This is a genomic window from Nocardia sp. NPDC003269 (assembly GCF_042888005.1).
Lineage (GTDB): Bacteria > Actinomycetota > Actinomycetes > Mycobacteriales > Mycobacteriaceae > Nocardia.
Map to the genome: position 1 here is coordinate 910,239 of NZ_JBIAPA010000002.1, position 18,616 is coordinate 928,854.

General features: G+C 69.3%; 20 protein-coding genes and 1 pseudogene. 16 read left to right on the forward strand and 5 right to left on the reverse strand.

All coding sequences use genetic code 11. The features are described 5' to 3' along the window. The first annotated feature begins 27 nt into the window (after positions 1-27). The 9 genes from ACFYWJ_RS14590 (at position 28) to dprA (ending at position 9,569) form a co-directional block, all read left to right on the forward strand. The gene (locus ACFYWJ_RS14590) at positions 28-2,451 is read left to right on the forward strand and encodes a Tex family protein (protein ID WP_355280522.1); all 2,424 of its coding nucleotides are present in this window, start codon (positions 28-30) and stop codon (positions 2,449-2,451) included. A 21-nt stretch (positions 2,452-2,472) separates the two neighbouring features. After that, positions 2,473-3,351: a hypothetical protein gene (locus ACFYWJ_RS14595; protein WP_355280523.1), complete on the forward strand. Its 879-nt coding sequence runs from the start codon at positions 2,473-2,475 to the stop codon at positions 3,349-3,351. Between the two features lie 164 nt (positions 3,352-3,515). After that, positions 3,516-3,857, forward strand: coding sequence for a 50S ribosomal protein L19 (gene rplS, locus ACFYWJ_RS14600; protein WP_019048201.1), 342 nt, complete (start codon positions 3,516-3,518; stop codon positions 3,855-3,857). A gap of 85 nt (positions 3,858-3,942) precedes the next feature. Then, on the forward strand, positions 3,943-4,707 hold the full coding sequence (gene lepB, locus ACFYWJ_RS14605) for a signal peptidase I (RefSeq protein WP_378833202.1): 765 nt from the start codon (positions 3,943-3,945) through the stop codon (positions 4,705-4,707). A 30-nt stretch (positions 4,708-4,737) separates the two neighbouring features. Then, the gene (locus tag ACFYWJ_RS14610) at positions 4,738-5,442 is read left to right on the forward strand and encodes a ribonuclease HII (protein WP_355280525.1); all 705 of its coding nucleotides are present in this window, start codon (positions 4,738-4,740) and stop codon (positions 5,440-5,442) included. A 46-nt stretch (positions 5,443-5,488) separates the two neighbouring features. Continuing rightward, positions 5,489-5,794, forward strand: coding sequence for a DUF2469 domain-containing protein (locus tag ACFYWJ_RS14615; protein WP_011210678.1), 306 nt, complete (start codon positions 5,489-5,491; stop codon positions 5,792-5,794). 108 nt (positions 5,795-5,902) lie between these two features. After that, complete coding sequence (locus ACFYWJ_RS14620) at positions 5,903-6,259, forward strand: YraN family protein (RefSeq protein WP_355280527.1); 357 nt, start codon at positions 5,903-5,905, stop codon at positions 6,257-6,259. After that, the gene (locus ACFYWJ_RS14625) at positions 6,259-7,767 is read left to right on the forward strand and encodes a YifB family Mg chelatase-like AAA ATPase (protein ID WP_355280529.1); all 1,509 of its coding nucleotides are present in this window, start codon (positions 6,259-6,261) and stop codon (positions 7,765-7,767) included. Before ACFYWJ_RS14620 ends, ACFYWJ_RS14625 begins: the two co-directional genes overlap by 1 nt. A gap of 470 nt (positions 7,768-8,237) precedes the next feature. Continuing rightward, entirely contained in the window at positions 8,238-9,569 is a 1,332-nt protein-coding gene (gene dprA, locus ACFYWJ_RS14630; RefSeq protein ID WP_387163166.1) for a DNA-processing protein DprA, read from the forward strand. 186 nt (positions 9,570-9,755) lie between these two features. On the opposite strand, the gene ACFYWJ_RS14635 is transcribed toward dprA, so the two are convergent. Next, positions 9,756-10,133: a VOC family protein gene (locus ACFYWJ_RS14635; protein ID WP_355280532.1), complete on the reverse strand. Its 378-nt coding sequence runs from the start codon at positions 10,131-10,133 to the stop codon at positions 9,756-9,758. Positions 10,134-10,160: 27 nt separating this feature from the next. Then, positions 10,161-10,707, reverse strand: a pseudogene (locus tag ACFYWJ_RS14640) (transposase); the annotation flags it as partial. A gap of 150 nt (positions 10,708-10,857) precedes the next feature. Here ACFYWJ_RS14640 and ACFYWJ_RS14645 point away from each other — a divergent pair. The 4 genes from ACFYWJ_RS14645 (at position 10,858) to ACFYWJ_RS14660 (ending at position 13,214) form a co-directional block, all read left to right on the forward strand. Continuing rightward, entirely contained in the window at positions 10,858-11,781 is a 924-nt protein-coding gene (locus tag ACFYWJ_RS14645) for a tyrosine recombinase XerC (protein WP_355280534.1), read from the forward strand. 145 nt (positions 11,782-11,926) lie between these two features. After that, the gene (locus ACFYWJ_RS14650) at positions 11,927-12,292 is read left to right on the forward strand and encodes a DUF202 domain-containing protein (protein WP_355280536.1); all 366 of its coding nucleotides are present in this window, start codon (positions 11,927-11,929) and stop codon (positions 12,290-12,292) included. Further along, positions 12,289-12,597 carry a DUF202 domain-containing protein gene (locus tag ACFYWJ_RS14655; protein ID WP_355280538.1) on the forward strand — a complete coding sequence of 103 codons (309 nt, stop codon included), beginning with the start codon at positions 12,289-12,291 and terminating at the stop codon, positions 12,595-12,597. Before ACFYWJ_RS14650 ends, ACFYWJ_RS14655 begins: the two co-directional genes overlap by 4 nt. A 281-nt stretch (positions 12,598-12,878) precedes the next feature. Continuing rightward, positions 12,879-13,214: a GatB/YqeY domain-containing protein gene (locus ACFYWJ_RS14660; RefSeq protein WP_355280539.1), complete on the forward strand. Its 336-nt coding sequence runs from the start codon at positions 12,879-12,881 to the stop codon at positions 13,212-13,214. A 573-nt stretch (positions 13,215-13,787) separates the two neighbouring features. On the opposite strand, the gene ACFYWJ_RS14665 is transcribed toward ACFYWJ_RS14660, so the two are convergent. The 3 genes from ACFYWJ_RS14665 to ACFYWJ_RS14675 form a co-directional block, all read right to left on the reverse strand. Next, positions 13,788-14,300 (reverse strand): DUF1990 domain-containing protein, encoded by a 513-nt coding sequence (locus ACFYWJ_RS14665; protein ID WP_355280541.1) that lies wholly within the window; start codon positions 14,298-14,300, stop codon positions 13,788-13,790. Between the two features lie 57 nt (positions 14,301-14,357). Beyond that, positions 14,358-14,852 (reverse strand): M23 family metallopeptidase, encoded by a 495-nt coding sequence (locus ACFYWJ_RS14670; RefSeq protein WP_355280678.1) that lies wholly within the window; start codon positions 14,850-14,852, stop codon positions 14,358-14,360. Between the two features lie 186 nt (positions 14,853-15,038). After that, positions 15,039-15,440: a hypothetical protein gene (locus ACFYWJ_RS14675; protein WP_355280542.1), complete on the reverse strand. Its 402-nt coding sequence runs from the start codon at positions 15,438-15,440 to the stop codon at positions 15,039-15,041. Between the two features lie 402 nt (positions 15,441-15,842). On the opposite strand from ACFYWJ_RS14675, the gene rpsB reads away from it, so the two are divergent. The 3 genes from rpsB (at position 15,843) to pyrH (ending at position 18,600) form a co-directional block, all read left to right on the forward strand. Then, positions 15,843-16,706, forward strand: coding sequence for a 30S ribosomal protein S2 (gene rpsB, locus ACFYWJ_RS14680; RefSeq protein ID WP_355280543.1), 864 nt, complete (start codon positions 15,843-15,845; stop codon positions 16,704-16,706). A gap of 108 nt (positions 16,707-16,814) precedes the next feature. After that, positions 16,815-17,639: a translation elongation factor Ts gene (tsf, locus tag ACFYWJ_RS14685; protein ID WP_355280545.1), complete on the forward strand. Its 825-nt coding sequence runs from the start codon at positions 16,815-16,817 to the stop codon at positions 17,637-17,639. A gap of 232 nt (positions 17,640-17,871) precedes the next feature. Next, complete coding sequence (pyrH, locus tag ACFYWJ_RS14690) at positions 17,872-18,600, forward strand: UMP kinase (protein WP_355280546.1); 729 nt, start codon at positions 17,872-17,874, stop codon at positions 18,598-18,600. Positions 18,601-18,616 lie beyond the last annotated feature (16 nt).

Sequence of the window (18,616 nt, forward strand, 5' to 3'; positions counted from 1 at the left end):
CGGGGAAGAGCTGTAGTCTCTGCGGACGTGACGACAGCGCCCGAGACCGCCCGTTCGACGTCGAACGGCACTCCGACCGACAGCACGACCGTCCTCGCCAGCGTGGGCAGGCGGATCGCCGACGAACTGGGGGTGCGCGAGACCCAGGTCCGCGCCGCCGTCGAACTGCTCGACGGCGGTTCGACGGTGCCGTTCATCGCGCGCTACCGCAAGGAGGTCACCGGCGGCCTCGACGACGCCCAGCTGCGTCAGCTCGACGAACGGCTCGGCTACCTGCGCGAGCTCGACGAGCGGCGCGGCGCGATCATCGAATCCATCCGGGGCCAGGGCAAACTCGACCCGGCGCTGCACCAGCAGATCATGCTCGCCGAGACCAAGGCCCGCCTCGAGGACATCTACCTGCCCTACAAGCCCAAGCGCCGCACCAAGGCGCAGATCGCGCGCGAGGCCGGGCACGAGCCGGTGGCCGACGCGCTGATCGGCGACCCGACCACCGATCCGGCGGGCTACACCGCCGAACAGCTCGAGGGCGCCCGCGCCATCCTGGTCGAGCGCTTCGCCGAGGACGCCGACCTGGTCGGTGAACTGCGCGAACTGATGTGGAACCGCGGCCAGGTCACCTCGACAGTTCGCGCGGGCAAGGAGGAGGCGGGCGCCAAGTTCGCCGACTACTTCGAGTTCAGCGAGCCGTTCCACAAGCTGCCCTCGCATCGCATCCTGGCGCTGCTGCGCGGTGAGAAGGAAGAGGTGCTCACCCTGCACCTCGAACCCGACACCGAGGAGCCGGCGCCCGGCGAGCGCACGATCTACGAGGGCCGGATCGCGGTCGCCGTCGGCATCGCCGACCAGGGCCGCGCCGCCGATCCGTGGCTGCTCGACACCGTGCGCTGGGCGTGGCGCACCAAGCTGCAGGTGAGCCTGGGCATCGACACCAGGATGCGGCTGCGGCAGGCCGCCGAGAAGGACGCGGTCGACGTGTTCGCCGCGAACCTGCGCGACCTGCTGCTCGCCGCGCCCGCGGGCACCCGCACCACCATGGGCCTGGACCCTGGCTACCGCACCGGTGTGAAGGTCGCCGTCGTCGACGCCACCGGCAAGGCCGTGGCGACCGAGGTCATCTACCCGCACAAGCCGCAGGGCCAGACCGAGAAGTCGCTGGCCGTGCTGGCCGCGCTGGTGGCCCGGTTCGGCGTGGAGCTCATCGCCATCGGCAACGGCACCGCCTCGCGCGAGACCGATGCCCTGGCCACCGAACTGATCTCGCGCATCCCCGAGAACAAGCCGACCAAGATCGTGGTGTCGGAAGCGGGCGCCTCGGTGTACTCGGCCTCGGCCTACGCCTCGGCCGAACTGCCCGACATGGACGTGTCGCTGCGCGGCGCGGTCTCCATCGCCCGCCGCCTGCAGGACCCGCTGGCCGAGCTGGTGAAGATCGACCCCAAGTCGATCGGTGTCGGCCAGTACCAGCACGACGTCTCCGAGACGCTGCTGGCCCGCTCGCTCGGCGCGGTCGTCGAGGACGCGGTGAACGCGGTCGGCGTCGACGTGAACACCGCCTCGGTGCCGCTGCTCTCGCGTGTGTCGGGTGTCTCCGGCTCGGTCGCGGAAAGCATTGTCGCCCACCGCGACCAGAACGGCCCCTTCCGCAGCCGGACCGCGCTGCTCGAGGTACCCCGGCTCGGCCCCAAGGCGTTCGAACAGTGCGCGGGCTTCCTGCGCATCCGCGGCGGCGACGACCCGCTCGACACCTCCGCCGTGCACCCCGAGGCCTACCCGGTGGTGCGCCGCATCCTCGAGCACACCGGCAGTCCGATGGCCGAGGTCATCGGCAACACCGGCACCCTGCGCGCGCTGCGGCCCGCCGACTTCACCGACGAGAAGTTCGGTGTGCCCACCGTCAGCGACATCATCGCCGAACTGGAGAAGCCCGGCCGCGACCCGCGGCCGGAGTTCAAGACCGCCGAATTCGCCGCCGGCGTGGAGAAGGTCGCCGACCTGCAGCCGGGCATGGTGCTCGAGGGCGTGGTCACCAACGTGGCCGCGTTCGGCGCGTTCGTCGACGTCGGCGTGCACCAGGACGGCCTCGTGCACGTCTCGGCCATGTCGCACAACTTCGTCAAGGACCCGCGCGAAGTGGTCAAGTCCGGTGACGTCGTGAAGGTCAAGGTGCTGGAGGTCGACGTGGCCCGGCAGCGGATCGGGCTGAGTTTGCGGCTCGACGACGAGCCGGGAAAGCCCGCGCAGGGGGACAATCGTGGTGGCGGCGCACCGCGCGGCCAGGGTCGTGGTCAGGGTCGTCCGCAGGGCGGCCGTGGTCAGGGCGCGGATCGTGGACAGCAGGGGCGTGGCCAGGCCCAGCAGGGGCGTGGCGGCAACCAGCGCAAGCCCGCGGCCGAGCCCAGCGGATCGATGGCCGACGCGTTGCGCCGGGCGGGATTCGGCGGCAAGTAACTCGACGACAGGGCGGGCGGCATGCGACGGTGGCTCGAAGACGAGGTGATCGCGCACGGCCGCCTGCCCCTGTTGTGTTTCCTGCTGGGATTCATCCTCGGGTTCGTGGTCATCCGGATCAGCGTGCGGATGATCCGGGCCAAGGTGCGGTGGTGGCCGGGCAATGTCACCGCGGGTGACACCCACATCCACCACATGGTCTTCGGCGTCATCACGGTGCTGCTCACCGGCATCGGCCTGATCGCGACCGCCGAGGACTCCACCCAGGTCACCTCCAGCGTGCTCGCCGCCCTGTTCGGGATCGGCGCGGCGCTGGTGCTCGACGAGTTCGCGCTGATCTTCTACCTGCGCGATGTCTACTGGGAGGAACAGGGCCGCACCTCGGTCGACGCGGTCTTCGTCGCGCTGGCGGTGACCGGTCTGCTGCTGCTCGGCGTGCAACCGCAGACCTTCCTCGACTACGACGACTTCCGGCAGTCGCGCGGGATCGGCGTCCGGCTCGCCGTCCTCGGCACCCTGCTCCTGAACTTGGGCTTGGCGGCGATCGTGATCGTCAAGGGCAAGATCTGGACGGGCCTGTTCGGCATGTTCTTCACGCCGCTGCTGCTGATCGGGGCCATCCGGCTCAGCCGCCCCGGCGCGCCGTGGGCCCGCTGGCGCTACGGCGAGCGGCCCAAGACCATGGCGCGCGCGATCGCCAGGGAACAGCGCTATCGCCGCCCGGTGATCCGCGCCAAGATCTTCATCCAGGACCTCATCGCGGGCAAACCCGACGTCGAGCACGCCAAGACGGCGGCCGAGGCCGAGCTCGCACGGCGGGTGGTCGCGGCGCCCCCCGCACCGCCGCCGCATCCCCATCTGCTTCCGCGCAGCCGGGCCGACACCACCCCGGGTGAGTGACCGGGGTCGCCCGATTTCAGTCCGGAGTCCCTGGTCTGGCACAATGAACCGGTTGCCTCGGCCGAGTTGTGTCCGGGAGCACTCCTGTTCTGAGCATGAACCGGTCGAGCGCGTCAGTGCCGCCAGGTTCCTCTGTTCGCGCAAAGAATCCGAAAAGGTGGAAAATGAACACCCTTGACTTCGTCGACGAGAAGTCGCTGCGTAGCGATGTCCCCGATTTCCGTCCGGGCGACACCCTGAACGTGCACGTGAAGGTCATCGAAGGCTCGAAGGAGCGCATCCAGGTCTTCAAGGGCGTCGTGATCCGGCGTCAGGGCGGCGGCATCGGCGAGACCTTCACGGTCCGCAAGGTGTCCTTCGGTGTCGGTGTCGAGCGCACCTTCCCCGTGCACAGCCCCAACATCGACCACATCGATGTCGTGACCCGCGGTGACGTGCGTCGCGCCAAGCTGTACTACCTGCGCGATCTGCGCGGTAAGGCCGCCAAGATCAAGGAAAAGCGCTGATCTTGCGGTAGCTGTTCGCAGCACAGAAATTTCCGGTAGCCCGGCGCTCCGACTTCGGTCGGGGCGCCGGGCTACTCTGTTCGGCGTGGCAGACGAAAGTGGGTCGGTGTCGGTGTCCGATTCGGGCGACGAAGGTGGGCGGCGCAAGCGCAAGCGCGGCGACAAGAAGCAGCGACCGTTCTGGCAGGAGCTGCCGATTCTGATCGTGATCGCGGCCGTGATCGCCGCGCTCATGGTGACTTTCGTCGGACGGCCGTACGTGATCCCGTCGCAGTCGATGGAGAACACGCTGCTGATCGGCGATCGCATCTATGTCGAGAAGATCAGCTACTACGGTTCCGATCCCGGTCCCGGCGACGTCGTGGTCTTCGTCGGCCCGCCGTCGTGGAACGGGCACTACAAGTCGGTCCGCTCCGACAACACCGTCGTGCGCGGGCTGCAGAACTTCCTGTCCTACTTCGGGCTGGTGCCGCCGGACGAGAACGATCTCGTCAAGCGCGTCATCGCCGTCGGTGGGCAGACCGTGCAGTGCTGTGATCCGCAGGGCCGCGTGATGGTCGACGGCAAACCGCTCGACGAGCCGTACATCAAGAAGGACTACCCCTGGTTCACCGACCGCCCCAACGCCGTCTACCCGGCGGGCCGGGTGTTCGGCCCGGTGAAGGTGCCCGAGGGCAACCTGTGGGTGATGGGCGACAACCGCAACGAGTCGGCCGACTCGCGCGCCCACGTCAGCGACGATCTGCAGGGCACCGTGCCGGTGGACAACGTGCGCGGCAAGACGGTGTTCAAGATCTGGCCGCCGAGCCGGATGGGTCCGGTGCGGTCGGAGAACCCGCAGGAAAACTGACACGCGACGAGACACGGGGACAATCGAACTGTGGGGCAGGATCGGACCAACTGGCCGCCGCGGGTGGTGATGCGCCGGGCGGGCGGCTTACGCACGCTCGAGGCGGCGCTCATCCGCAGCGGCCTCGGCCCGGTGGCCGGTGTCGACGAGGCGGGCCGCGGCCCGTGCGCCGGACCGCTGGTGATCGCCGCGTGCCTGCTGGCGCCCAAGGCCTACGACAGGCTGTCCGGGCTCGACGACTCCAAGAAACTCACGGAGGCGGCCCGTGAGGAGCTGTTCCCGGTCGTTCAGCGGCTGGCGCTGGCCTATAGCGTCGTCGTGGTGCCCGCGTGGGAGATCGACGCGATCGGGATCCACGTCGCCAATATCGAGGGCATGCGCCGGGCGGTGGTCGGTCTCGGCCGCACGCCCGGCTACATCCTGACCGACGGTTTCAAGGTCCCCGGGCTGCCCGCGCCGTCGCTGCCGGTCATCGGCGGCGACGCCACGGCGGCCTGCATCGCGGCGGCCAGCATCCTGGCCAAGGTGACCAGGGACCGGATGATGGTCGAGCTGGACGGGCAGCTGCCCGGGTACGGATTCGCGGCGCACAAGGGCTACAACACGCCCGAGCACACCGCCGCGCTCCGGCAGCTCGGACCCAGTACCGAACACCGCCGGTCCTGGCGGAATGTGCGCGAGCTCGAGGTGCCGGGCGGTAGCCGAGTGGCTACCCGCCCCGCGCATGCGCGATGATGTCAGCAATGAACGCGGCGCTGCTAGAAGGAGGACGTCCCACCCGATGAGTGCTGAGGACCTCGAGAAGTACGAAACCGAGATGGAACTGTCCCTGTACCGCGAGTACAAGGACATCGTCGGTCAGTTCTCGTACGTGGTGGAGACCGAACGTCGCTTCTACCTGGCCAATTCTGTCGAATTGCGACCGCAGAACGCCGACGGCGAGGTCTACTTCGAAGTGCGGATGAGCGATGCGTGGGTGTGGGACATGTACCGCCCGGCGCGCTTCGTCAAGCACGTACGAGTGATCACGTTCAAGGACGTGAACATCGAAGAGCTGGAGAAGCCCGACCTGCGCCTGCCGGAGTGACGGCGCGCCGCCGGCCTGGTTGTCCACAGGTCGGCGGTTGTCCACAGGGTTGTCATCCGCCCAGGTCACCGGACTGGGCGCGACGGCGTCGAGCGGCATGCTCGACCCGTGGCACACAAACAGGCGCTCGGCGCATACGGGGAGAAACTCGCCGCGCAGTTCTTGCGTGAGTCGGGGATGGAGATCGTCGCCCGCAACTGGCGATGCCGCTACGGCGAGCTGGACCTGATCGTCCAGGATCCGTCGGTGACAGCGTTCGTCGAGGTGAAGACGCGATCGGGCCTGGGGTTCGGCACCCCGGCCGAATCGGTCACCTTCAGCAAACAGCAGCGGATCCGCCGGCTCGCGCTGCTGTGGCTGGCCGAGCAGAACGGTCCGTGGCGGCGGATCCGGTTCGACGTGGTGTCGGTCCTGGTCCCGCGCGGACACCGGCCCGTCATCGACCACCTGGCCGGAGCCTTCTGATGGCGCTGGGTCGCGCATTGTCGGTCGCGGTGACCGGAGTCGACGGTCAGCTTGTGGAGATCGAGGCCGATATCGGGCAGGGCCTGCCCTCGGTGAATCTGGTCGGTCTGCCCGACACGGCCTTGCAGGAGTCGCGCAACCGGGTGCGCTCGGCGGTCGCCAACACGGGGGAGAAGTGGCCCGACGGCCGGGTGATCCTGGCATTGTCCCCGGCCACGCTGCCGAAAGTGGGCAGCGTCTACGACCTGGCGCTGGCGGTCTCGGTGCTCGACGCGTCCGGTGCGGTGCCGGGGGAGCGGCTGGCGAAGACCGTTCTCCTCGGAGAGTTGGCACTCGACGGTCGGGTCCGGCGGGTGCGCGGGGTATTGCCCGCGGTGATCGCCGCGCGCACCGCGGGCGTACCGACGGTGGTCGTGCCTGCGGCGGCGGTGGCCGAGGCGGGGCTGGTCGAGGGGATCGAAGTGCTCGGCGCGGTCAGTCTGCGCGCGGTGGTCGCCTGGCTGCGCGGCGAAGGCGGTCTGCTGGAACCGGACGGGATGGTGCCGGACGCGCAGGCGCCCAGCGGCGACCTGAGCGATGTCGTCGGCCAGGACGAGGCCCGCTGGGCACTGGAGGTCGCGGCGGCGGGCGGCCACCACCTGCTGCTGACCGGACCACCCGGGATCGGCAAAACGATGTTGGCGCAACGCCTTCCCGGTCTGCTGCCGCCGCTGTCGGAGACCGAATCGCTGGAGGTCACCGCGATCCACTCGATGGCGGGCTCGCTGTCGGCCGCGCAGCCCCTGATCACGCTGGCACCGTTCGTCGCCCCGCACCACTCGACCTCGGTGACCGCCATGATCGGCGGTGGCTCCGGCATGGCGCGGCCCGGCGCCGTGAGCCGCGCGCACCGCGGGGTGCTGTTCCTCGACGAGTGCGCGGAGATCGGCACGAAAGTACTGGAGGCACTGCGCACTCCACTCGAGGAAGGCGAGGTGCGGATCGCCCGGCGCGACGGTGTCGCGCGCTACCCCGCCCGATTCCAGCTGGTGCTCGCGGCCAACCCCTGCCCGTGCGCACCCGCCCGCGATGTCGACTGCATCTGTGCCCCACTGGCCCGCCGCCGCTACCTGGGCAAACTGTCCGGCCCGCTCCTGGACCGGATCGACATCTGGGTGCAGATGCACGGCCAGGCCGGCGCGACGTTCGGCGACGAACAGGTCGAGACCAGCGCCAGCGTCGCCGCCAGGGTCAGGCGGGCCCGCGGCCTGGCCCTGGAGCGCTGGAGCGCCGACGGCTGGACGACCAATGCCGAGGTACCCGGACATGTACTGCGGCAACGGTTCCGATTGCCGCGCGAATCGATCGCACCGATCGAGACGGCCTTACGGCTGGGCCGGATGTCGGCCCGGGGCGCCGACCGGGCGATCCGAGTCGCGTGGACGGTGTGTGACCTGCGCGGCGGGGAGATACCGAGCGTGCAGGATGTGCTGTCGGCGTTGAACTTCCGGCAGCGGGGTGCGCAATGACGGGCGGGCGCGCGGTGAGTGGATCGTCCGTGGCGCCGTCGGCACGGAAGCCTTCGGTGGTTTCGGACGTCGGTGACTGTGGAGCGGGGCCGGCGCAGCCGCGGCCTCGGCGGCGTGAACTCGACAACGTTCAGGCAATGTCGGGCGGGGAGGAAGCCGAGCGGCCAGAACTGGTGTTGGGCGGTGGTGTCGGTCGGACGGAGTCGGCGAAGCCGCTGCAGAGGCTGGACGGTGGTGTCGGCGGGGTGGAGTCGGCGAAGTCACAGCAGAGGCTGGACGGTGAGGTAGGCGGGGCGCGATCAGCACGGCCGCAACTGGCGCTCGACGATGGTGTCGGTGTCGGTGTCGGTGTCGGTGTCGGTGCCGGTGGCGGTGGCGCGCGGCCGCAGCCGAAACAGATGCTCGATGGTGAAGTTGGTGGGGCGGGGTCGGCTCGGCCAAGGGTGGTGCTGGATGGTGGTGTCGGCGGCGTGGTGTCGGAGCAGCCGGAACGGATGCTCGATGGTGAGGACGGTAGGGCGGGGTCTGCTCGGCCGCTGCCGTCGCTGGATGGTGGTGCTGGCGGGGTGGGGCCGGTGCCGTGGTCGGCGGTCGGCGGGGTGCGTTCGGAGCAGCCATCGGGTGTGCTCGATCGTGATGTCGACGAGCGGCGGCTCGCGTGGGTGTATCTGTCGAGGGTGGTGCAGGGGCCCTGTGCCGCGTTGTCGGCATTGATCGGCTCGGTCGGGGTGTGCGAGGCGGCCAGGGCGGTGCGCGAGCACGAACTGCCCGAGGTGTTGCGTGGGCCTACTGCCGCGCGTCGTGAGATGGATATGGCGGCGGCGGATCTGGCGCAGATGCGGGGGTTGGGTGGTCGGGTCATCACGCCGGACGACGACGAGTGGCCGGGCTGGCGGATGCTCGGTCTGGATCAGCTCGACAGTGAGCGTGATCGCGAGGGCGCGGTGCCGCTGGTGCTGTGGGCGCGCGGCCCGCTCTCACTGCAGGCGGCCTCCGAACGTGCTGTCGCCGTGGTCGGTTCACGATGCAGCAGCGGGTACGGGGTGCAGGTGGCGAGTGAGATCGCCGGTGACCTGGCCGGGCGCGGCTGGACCATCGTGTCCGGTGCGGCCTTCGGCATCGATGCGGCGGCGCACCGCGCGGCACTCGCCGTCGGCGGCCCGACCGTCGCCGTGCTGGCCTGTGGCGTCGACCGGCCCTACCCCGCCCAGCACGACCGACTGCTGTCCGCCATCGCCGCCACCGGCCTCGTGCTCAGTGAATATCCGCCGGGAACCAGCGCGCAGAAGCACCGATTCCTGGCCCGCAACCGGCTCATCGCGACCCTCGGCGACGGTGTCCTCGTCGTCGAAGCCGGCCTGCGCAGCGGCGCCCGCAACACCGTGAAATGGGCCCGCCGCCTGGGCCGCCCCGCGATGGCGGTCCCCGGCCCCGTCGGATCCGCGTCCTCGGTCGGCTGTCACCGCATGATCCGCGACGGCGAAGCCCTGCTCGTCACCCGCGCCGAAGACGTCATCGACGAGGCGGGCCCGCTCCGCCTCCCGGTCACCGACGACACGATCGACCCCGCCGCCCAACTCCGCGGCGCCGAAGCCGACGTCTACGCCGCCCTCCCCGCCATCGGCTCCCGCCTACCTCTGGACCTGGCCCACCAATCCGGCCTCGATGTCGCGACAGTCCGCGCCATCCTCCCCGGCCTGGAGCTCGCCGACCTGGTCGGCTGCGATTCCGATGGCTGGTTCCGCACCCGCGGCAGGCGCTCGACAGGAGGTGGGCCGGCCTGTGACAAGAGAGTTCGCTGATGTCAGCGGTAGACAGCGCCGTGCATGTCAGCGGTGGGCACGTCGCCTCGCCCGGTTTCGACGCCGCGGTGCTGGAACTACTGCTGGCCGCAGGAGCCGGTGCCGCGCTGCTGGTCGCCGGGCCGACCGCGGTTCGGCCGGGTGGCTCTATGGGATTCGTCAACCGTGCAGTGTCCAGTCGGAGCCTCAGCGAAAGTATTGGACCAGGCAGAACTCGTGCTCCTCGGGATCGCGCATGACCATGACAACTCCTTCGTCGTAGTCGTGTCGCTCGCCGGACCAGCAGCCGCCCAGGTTCTCCACCTGACGGCGACCGGCTTCGATGTCGTCAACTTCGATGTCGAGGTGGATGCGGACCTTGCCGATCTTGGGCTCGGCCACTCGTTGGAAGGTCAAGCGTGGTCTGTCGTCGAACCGCGAGCCGACGGTCGCCCATCCCGGATCATCGCCGTGTTCGGCCGTGGCGGGGATATTCAGGATCGTGCTCCAAAACGATGCCAGCCGTGTCGGGTTCGCGCAGTCGATCGTGATCCCGACCCATCGATTCGTCATGTTTGCCAGCATGAACGAATCGGGTTGTCCATGCCGGCGTCACGCCGGAATCGGTGCGGGTGTTCGGTAGGGCTGCTTGGTTTCAGCATCGCGTAGAGGACGTCGCGGCGTCGTCGGGCCAGGCAGGTGAGAGCGGCGTTGTGCTTCTGGCACCTGCCTGATCGGTGGGTATTCGGGGCAATCCCGGCATAGGAAGCGAGGTGGCCGGCCGAGGGGAAAGCAGTGTTGTCGCCGACCTCGCGCAGGATGCGAGCGCCGGTCCTGACTCCGATGGCCGGAATCGAGGTCAGGGCCTGGGAAAGAGGGTGATCGGCCAACATCTCGTCGATATCGGAGGCCGTCTGTTTGCGATGCAGCAGAACGGTTTTCAACGAGTCCTCGAGTTTCGGTAGCACGCTCTCCGTAGAGCGGGAGCCAGGAACGACGACGGTTTTCACGGGCAACGCGGCCGGGATTTCCTCGAACAACCGCGCCCATCCGGGGCGCTTGTTCGACCGCGATGGCGGTGAGTTTGCTTCGACCCGCCGCCCGGATGCCTTCCCGGGCCGCCGCAGCGAGAAAGAATCTCCAGCACGGTGAGCTGCGCGCCGGGGAGTAGTGCCGTGCGGGACGGTCCGGTGGGAAGGGTGGGCGTTCGGTAGGGGCCGGGGCGAACCTGCCCGGTGTGGTTGTGTGGTGAGAGGGCGATGCGGCGTGGTGGGTTGCATGGGGTCGAGGGAGGGGTCACGGTGGGGAGATGGATGTGTTGCCCGACGATCTGACCGCGCTGCTCACGGAGTTCGGGCGCCATCTGCGGTTGGGGCGGAATCGGTCGGCGCACACGGTGCGGGCCTACGTCGGGGATGTGCGCTCGCTGCTCGAGCATCTGTACGCGCGGTCGGCGGATTCCTCGGTGCGGGAACTGGATCTGCCGCTGTTGCGGTCGTGGTTGGCCGAGCTGGCGGCGGCGGGGGCGGCGCGCACGACATTGTCTCGGCGAGCATCTGCCGCAAGGACTTTCACCGCCTGGCTCACCGAGACGGGGCGCCTGACCATCGACCCGGGATTGCGGTTGCAGGCGCCGAAGGCGCACCGGGTGCTGCCTGCGGTGCTGGCGCAGGGGCAGGCCGCGCAGGCTATGGATGCCGCGGAATCGGGGGCGGCCCAGCAGGATCCGATGGCACTGCGGGATCGGCTGATCGTCGAACTGTTGTATGCCACCGGAATCCGCGTCAGTGAACTGTGTGGCCTCGACATCGACGACATCGATCGGGAGCGCGCACTCGTCCGTGTCCTCGGCAAGGGCAACAAGGAACGATCGGTACCCTTCGGCGGCCCCGCCGACACCGCGCTGAACGCCTGGCTCCGCGCGGGCCGCCCGTCCCTGGTCAACGAACATTCCGGCCGGGCACTGCTGCTCGGCCAGCGCGGCCGCCGCCTCGACCAGCGCCAAGCCCGCACCGTGGTGCACGAGGTCGTCTCGGCCATCCCCGGAGCGCCCGACCTGGGCCCGCACGGCCTGCGCCACACCGCCGCCACCCACCTGCTCGAAGGCGGCGCCGACCTGCGTGTCGTCCAGGAACTCCTCGGCCACGCCAGCATGGCCACCACCCAGCTCTACACCCACGTCTCGGTGGAACGCCTCAAACGAGTCCACGACCAGGCCCACCCCCGCGCCTGATCTCGCGGGCGATACGCCGCCGGTCCAGTGGTGAGTCCGGCATGGCCGAGGAACGGTGAGTGCGCCCGTGCGGACGATGTGGTCGGCGCGTTGCGGGGTGGGTAGGCGGTGAGACGGCAAGATGGGGGATCGGAGGTGGTCGGTGATGGCGTTGCCCGATGTCGGGGGTGAATCCGAGGACGGGGAGGAAGAACTCGACTATCGGTTCACACTGGCCAACGAGCGGACGTTTCTGGCTTGGATCCGGACGGCGCTCGGGCTGCTCGCGGGCGGTGTCGCCGTGCATACCCTGGTGCAACCGTTGCGGCTGGCGGGGTTCGGCGGGGTCATCGCCGTGAGCTGCCTGATCATGTCGTTCGCGGTGGCGCTGGGGGCGTTCCGGCACTGGCGGCTGGTGGATGTCGCGATGCGAACCGGCCGCCCACTGCCCGGCACCGTCCTCGTCCCCGTGCTGTCGGTCGGTGTGGCTGTCGTTGCCCTGATGGCCTGCCTGGCGGTGCTGCTGTCGTGACGCCCCCGACCCTGGCGATGGAGCGCACGGCCCTGGCCTGGCGGCGGACCTCGCTGGGCGCGGCGGGCTGTGCGCTGCTGTTCGCTCACCAGGTCACCGCCGACGGCTGGCCGACCAACGCGCTGCCGATGGTCGCAGCAGTGCTGTCCTTGCTGCTGAGCTTTCTCGGATGGTTCCGCGGCCGCGCTCTCCATCACGGCCGTGTTGCCGCCGGTCGCCCGGTGGTAACCGCTGCCGCCGCGGCTGTCGGACTGGTCGCGCTCATCGCCTTCACCGGGCTGCTGGTCACCCGGCTGATCGAGTGAGGGTGCGAGCGTTCCCAAGCCCAAGCCCAAGCCCAAGCCCAAGCCCAAGCCCAAGCCCAAGCCCAAGCCCAAGCCCAAGCCCAAGCCCAAGCCCAAGCCCAAGCCCAAGCCGTGATGTGCCCGCGCCGGCAGTGCTGAAATCCCTGCGGAAACATCACTCCGCTACGCCTGCATGACTGCCTGTGACCTGGGGCATCGGCGGAAAACTCGCTCGACGCGTTCCTCGGCGGCAATTAGTGTCTGCGGGTATGACTGCCGGAACTTCGCACACGCCTGACTCCGTGCTGCGCGAGCGGCTGCGTGCCGCGCTGAAGCCCGCGATGAAAGCTCGTGACCGCAGCGCGGTCTCGGCGCTGCGGTCCGCGTTGAGTGCGATCGACAATGCCGAAGCGGTCGACGCGGGCGACGCGAAAGCCGGCGCGCTGGAAGCCAGTGCGGTCGGGCTCGGCACCGCCGAAGTGCGGCGCCGTGATCTCACCGAAGCCGACATCACCCAGATCGTGCATCGCGAGATCGACGAAAGGCGCACTGCTGCAGCCGAATACGACCTCCTCGGCGCTGCCGACCGTCGCGACACCCTCACCGCCGAAGCGGACGCGCTCGCCGCCCTCCTCTGACCGAGCCCCGGTTCCGAGGTAGTTGCCCGTCTTTGACTGTCAAAGCCCCGGTGGGCAACCGCTTCTGCACTGAGCGCTTTCAGAGCTGCCCGGGCATCGGCCCGGCCGTGCTGGTGGCGCAGGTGCGGGCCAGGGACGTCGCCTAGGCGATCTGCCGCGTTTGGCAATGGGGTTCACACCTCGTCACGGAGCCCTGTGTGCCACCGCCACGGCACGATGCCCAAGTTGCCCACCGCAGACGGCGCGCCGCGTGGTCCCGTCGCAACATTGACGGCAGGAAGCGGCTGGCGAACTGTGCGGACCCTGGGTGGCTGCGTCGCGGATACTGAGCCGTACTGGCTTCGTCGGGGTCCCGATCCCGCGTAACTCCGCTGCGGCGCGAGCTGCTTTGGACCTGCCGCAGCGGACCGTTGTATGGCCCCGCTGCGCCACAAGTTTGCGGAGCCCCCGGGCGGGACGGAGCCGCGCCTAGGCCTCGCGACGGCCGTCGAGAAGTGAGCCGCGCGTGGCCCGCGGAAGTTACTGAGTCGTACCGGCCTCTCACGGCACCGGTCTGTGGAACGACTGTGCAGCTCAGTGGCCGGTGGGCAAGGTTTTCAAGTACCGGTGCGTGAACCAGCGCTGGATCAGCCGGACGACCGGCCCGCCGAGCGCCACGTACCAGGCGCCGGGGCGGGAGAAGGCGGTGATCAGGCCGTAGACGGTGTCGTTGGCAGGGTCGTATTCGACGGCGAACAGTTCCTCGCCGATCTCGGGATGGCCGGGCAGGGTGCCGTAGGCGAAGCCGCGGCGGTCCGGTTCGTCGAGGACGTAGACCACTCGGCACGGTGCGACGATGCCGATCGGGCCGACGCCGATGCTTACCGTCAATTCCGTTCCCGCCACCGCGGTTTCGGTATCGGCCCGCTGGAAGACGCCGGTGCCCTTCTGTATCCCGAACCCGAGGATGTGGGTGGCGGCCCGGTCGAACAGTGCGCGACCGTGGCCGATCGGGCGCCGGAGCTCGAACCGGTGGTAGCCCGCGGGGAAGATCGCACGGGTGGCACCTACCTCGGGGTAGGTGAAGGGCGCTGATTCCGCTGACACACCCCGATTGTCGCCCCGTGATCGAGACGGAGGTACCCGGTGCCGTGGAGTGCTTCGTCACAGCACCGGTTCCAGCGGCTTCAGCCGAACGGGGACCTCGTGCAGCAGGCCCAGCGGATCGATGTACTCGCGCCGCGCGTGCTCGCTCGCTTCTCGCCGGGCACCCCAGTGCAGGCAGGCGGCGGCCGGACACCCCTCGTGCCCGGCCACCAGGGTCCCGATCGGGGTGCCCCTGCCGACCCGGCTCCCCACCGTGACCTGTGCCCGCACCGGCTCGTACGTGGTGCGCAGCCCGCCGGGATGGTCGATCGACACCACCGGTTTGTCGGCCACGACACCGGCGAACACCACGATGCCCTCGCCCGCCGCAAGCACCGGCTGTCCCTCGCTGCCCGCCAGGTCGACTCCGCGATGACCGGGCAGCCAGTTCCGTTCCGGTTTGTCGAACCGGCGCTCCACCGTCGGCCGGGGCCGCAGCGGCCAACCGAACGTGCCCTGCTCGGCTCCGCCGACCGGCGCGGCACCGCAGACCAGCACCGCCGCCAGTGACATCACCGCCGCACCGAAACAGGCTCCTGTCCGTACTCCCCGTGGCGAACCGAACGCCGAGCTTGCCCGTGCGTGGTCCCGGTGGTGCGCGCGATCGGCGGTTTCCGCTCGTCGCGTGGCGGACCGACGCGGCACTTGCCGTATCGCTCGATCGCAGACGACGCCACCACACACGGTGCCCACACCGGCTCAGCGATGCGGTCGCGGCGCGGGAACCTGCTGCGGCGTGATCAAGGTCTGCACCAGATCGCGCAGCGCGGCAGGCAACCCGGCCGCCGACCCACCGCCACCACCCCGGACGACGATCTCCACCTCGACCGGAGCTCCCACCCGGCCCCGCTCGCCGGCGTTCGGCGCCGTGGTCAGATCGCGCACGGTCACCCGGACCGGAACCGGCGCCGCGTCGGAGCGCGGGGGAGGAGTCGGCGTCGCGGCCCCGTGCCGCTCGGGCGCAGTCGCGGCACCGCCACCGGAACACACCGGGGCGGCGGGCGTCCCCGCGCCGGGATGCGCCGCAACGGGTGCCGCCAGCGCACCCACCGCGCACAGCAGCGGAAACGTCGAGATCAGAGTTCGTGTGAAGATGTTCATGCCTTCACTTTCGGCGGCGAACACCCCGGCCGGGCCGTCGGATCGGCAACTGGGGACAACCTCGCCCGATGTGGATACCGCGCACTTCACCACCGGTTTCGGTGGTCGTGGCCAGGGGGCGATTTCGGGCCTGGCCGCGCTCCGCGTAGACTGATCAACGCGGTTTGTGCTGTGCACAGCAGGAACCGACTTCGCGCGCCACCCGTGCTCGTCCATCCGGTCGCCGCTCGCAACGCAGGCAGTCCGTGAGGGCATGTCCGTGCGAGTTCTCCGATGGATGGACAGTGGAATCGTCGGCTGGTCCCGGTCTCGCAGACCTGGGTCCGGCGGTTTCGGTGGCGCCAGGGCAGTCGATCGCCGATCGGCTGCGTCAACCGGCAACGAAAGAGAGATACGGGAGCTATGGCTGTCGTAACCATGAAGCAGCTGCTCGACAGCGGCGCGCACTTCGGGCACCAGACTCGTCGGTGGAACCCGAAGATGAAGCGGTTCATCTTCACCGACCGCAACGGCATCTACATCATCGACCTGCAGCAGACGCTGACCTACATCGACAAGGCCTACGAGTTCGTCAAGGAGACCGTCGCCCACGGTGGCACCGTTCTCTTCGTCGGCACCAAGAAGCAGGCCCAGGAGTCGATCGCGGCCGAGGCGACTCGCGTCGGGATGCCCTACGTCAACCAGCGCTGGCTGGGTGGCATGCTCACCAACTTCTCGACCGTCCACAAGCGCCTGCAGCGCCTGAAGGAGCTCGAGGCCATGGAGCAGACCGGTGGCTTCGAGGGTCGCACCAAGAAGGAAATCCTCATGCTCACGCGTGAGATGACCAAGCTGGACCGCACCCTCGGTGGTATCCGCGACATGGCCAAGGTGCCCTCGGCCATCTGGGTCGTCGACACCAACAAGGAGCACATCGCCGTCGGCGAGGCGCGCAAGCTGAACATCCCGGTCATCGCGATCCTGGACACCAACTGCGATCCCGACCTGGTCGACTACCCGATCCCGGGTAACGACGACGCGATCCGTTCCGCCGCTCTGCTCACCAAGGTCGTCGCCTCCGCGGTGGCCGAGGGCGTGCAGGCCCGCGCGGGCCAGGCTTCCGGCGACGCGAAGCCCGAGGCCGGCGCCGGTGAGCCGCTCGCCGAGTGGGAGCAGGAGCTGCTGGCTCAGGCGACCCCGGCCGCCGAGGTTGCCGCCGAGACGCCCGCCGAGGCCGAGGCCGAGGTCAAGGCCGACCCGGCGCAGCACACCCCGGCCGACTTCTGAGCTGATCGGTAGCTCTACGTTCACCTTGCCGGCCCTTCTGAATTCAGAAGCGGTCGGCAAGGTGGTGTAAACACCCAAGCACCCCACACACGAGGAGGCTCGCCCCCGATGGCGAACTACACCGCTGCTGACGTGAAGCGGCTCCGCGAGCTCACCGGCTCCGGCATGATGGACTGCAAGAACGCGCTGGCCGAGTCCGACGGCGATTTCGACAAGGCCGTCGAGGTGCTGCGCATCAAGGGCGCCAAGGATGTCGGCAAGCGCGCCGAGCGCGCGACCGCCGAGGGTCTGGTCATCGCCAAGGACGGCGTCATGGTCGAGATCAACTCCGAGACCGACTTCGTCGCCAAGAACGCCGAGTTCCAGGAGCTGGCCGACGCGGTCGTCACCGCCGCCGCGGCCGGCAAGCCTGCCGACCTCGACGCCCTGAAGGCGCTGAAGCTGGACAACGGCACCGTCGACGACGCCGTGCAGGCGCTGTCGGCCAAGATCGGCGAGAAGCTGGAACTGCGTCGCGTCGTGGCCTTCGACGGCCCGGTCGCCACCTACCTGCACAAGCGTGCGTCGGACCTGCCGCCTGCCGTCGGCGTGCTCGTCGAGTACACCGGTGAAGGCGATGCCGCCGCCGAGGCCGCCCGCGCCGCCGCCATGCAGGTCGCCGCGCTCAAGGCCCGTTACGTCACCCGTGACGAGGTCCCGGCCGACCTGGTCGAGAACGAGCGTCGCGTCGCCGAGGCCACCGCCCGCGAAGAGGGCAAGCCCGAGGCCGCACTGCCGAAGATCACCGAGGGCCGCGTCAACGGCTTCTTCAAGGACGTCGTCCTGCTCGAGCAGGCGTCGGTCACCGACTCGAAGAAGACCGTCAAGGCCCTCCTGGACGAGGCCGGTGTCACCCTGACCCGCTTCGCCCGCTTCGAGGTCGGCCAGGCCTGATCCGCCTGAACGAGAGCCCCTCGGGAGCAGCGTCCGTCTGCCCCCGAGGGGCTCTTGCCGATTCCTGACGGCATCTGGCCCCGGTTCCGGGGTCTCCGCGTTGCGCAAGGGGGTCTTGTGCGGTGACGGGAACCGGATAAGGCAGGATGGATGCCGCTTCGCCTTGCTGTGCGGCCGATTCGCGTGCCCGCAGTTCGACCCATATCGACCTTGCCGAAGGAGACGAACACCCATGACCGACCCGGGTACCGACCGCCCTGGATACCGCCGGGTGCTGCTGAAGCTGGGTGGGGAGATGTTCGGTGGCGGCGGGGTCGGTCTCGACCCGGATGTCGTGCAGACCGTGGCCGAGCAGATCGCCGAGATCGTCGAGACCGGCGTCCAGGTGGCCGTGGTGATCGGTGGCGGCAACTTCTTCCGCGGCGCCGAGCTGGAGGAGCGCGGCATGGAACGCGCCCGCTCGGACTACATGGGCATGCTCGGCACCGTGATGAACAGCCTCGCGCTGCAGGACTTCCTCCAGCAGCAGGGGGTGGACACGCGCGTGCAGACCGCCATCACCATGGGCCAGGTCGCCGAGCCGTACCTCCCGCTGCGAGCCAAGCGGCACCTGGAGAAGGGCCGCGTCGTCATCTTCGGCGCGGGCATGGGCATGCCCTACTTCTCCACCGACACCACCGCCGCCCAGCGCGCGCTCGAGATCGGCGCCGACGTCGTGCTGATGGCGAAGGCGGTCGACGGCGTGTTCGACGCCGACCCGCGCGTGGAGAAGAACGCGAGCATGTACACCGAGATCACGTACAAGGAAGTGCTGGAGAAGGGGCTGAAGGTGGCCGATGCCACGTGCTTCAGTCTCTGCATGGACAACCAGATGCCGATTCTGGTGTTCAATCTGTTGACCAAGGGCAACATTGCCCGCGCAGTCGCCGGTGAGCACATCGGCACCTTGGTTCGGTCCTGATCCCGCAACCGCGGAA

Excerpts from the sequence above, each read along its gene's own strand:
- ACFYWJ_RS14595 (WP_355280523.1), top strand. The coding sequence starts at position 2,473 with ATGCGACGGTGGCTCGAAGACGAGGTGATCGCGCACGGCCGCCTGCCC.
- rplS (WP_019048201.1), top strand. The coding sequence starts at position 3,516 with ATGAACACCCTTGACTTCGTCGACGAGAAGTCGCTGCGTAGCGATGTC.
- ACFYWJ_RS14615 (WP_011210678.1), top strand. The coding sequence starts at position 5,489 with ATGAGTGCTGAGGACCTCGAGAAGTACGAAACCGAGATGGAACTGTCC.
- ACFYWJ_RS14625 (WP_355280529.1), top strand. The coding sequence starts at position 6,259 with ATGGCGCTGGGTCGCGCATTGTCGGTCGCGGTGACCGGAGTCGACGGT.
- ACFYWJ_RS14635 (WP_355280532.1), bottom strand. The coding sequence starts at position 10,133 with ATGCTGGCAAACATGACGAATCGATGGGTCGGGATCACGATCGACTGC.
- ACFYWJ_RS14645 (WP_355280534.1), top strand. The coding sequence starts at position 10,858 with ATGGATGTGTTGCCCGACGATCTGACCGCGCTGCTCACGGAGTTCGGG.
- ACFYWJ_RS14650 (WP_355280536.1), top strand. The coding sequence starts at position 11,927 with ATGGCGTTGCCCGATGTCGGGGGTGAATCCGAGGACGGGGAGGAAGAA.
- ACFYWJ_RS14670 (WP_355280678.1), bottom strand. The coding sequence starts at position 14,852 with ATGTCACTGGCGGCGGTGCTGGTCTGCGGTGCCGCGCCGGTCGGCGGA.
- ACFYWJ_RS14675 (WP_355280542.1), bottom strand. The coding sequence starts at position 15,440 with ATGAACATCTTCACACGAACTCTGATCTCGACGTTTCCGCTGCTGTGC.
- rpsB (WP_355280543.1), top strand. The coding sequence starts at position 15,843 with ATGGCTGTCGTAACCATGAAGCAGCTGCTCGACAGCGGCGCGCACTTC.
- tsf (WP_355280545.1), top strand. The coding sequence starts at position 16,815 with ATGGCGAACTACACCGCTGCTGACGTGAAGCGGCTCCGCGAGCTCACC.
- pyrH (WP_355280546.1), top strand. The coding sequence starts at position 17,872 with ATGACCGACCCGGGTACCGACCGCCCTGGATACCGCCGGGTGCTGCTG.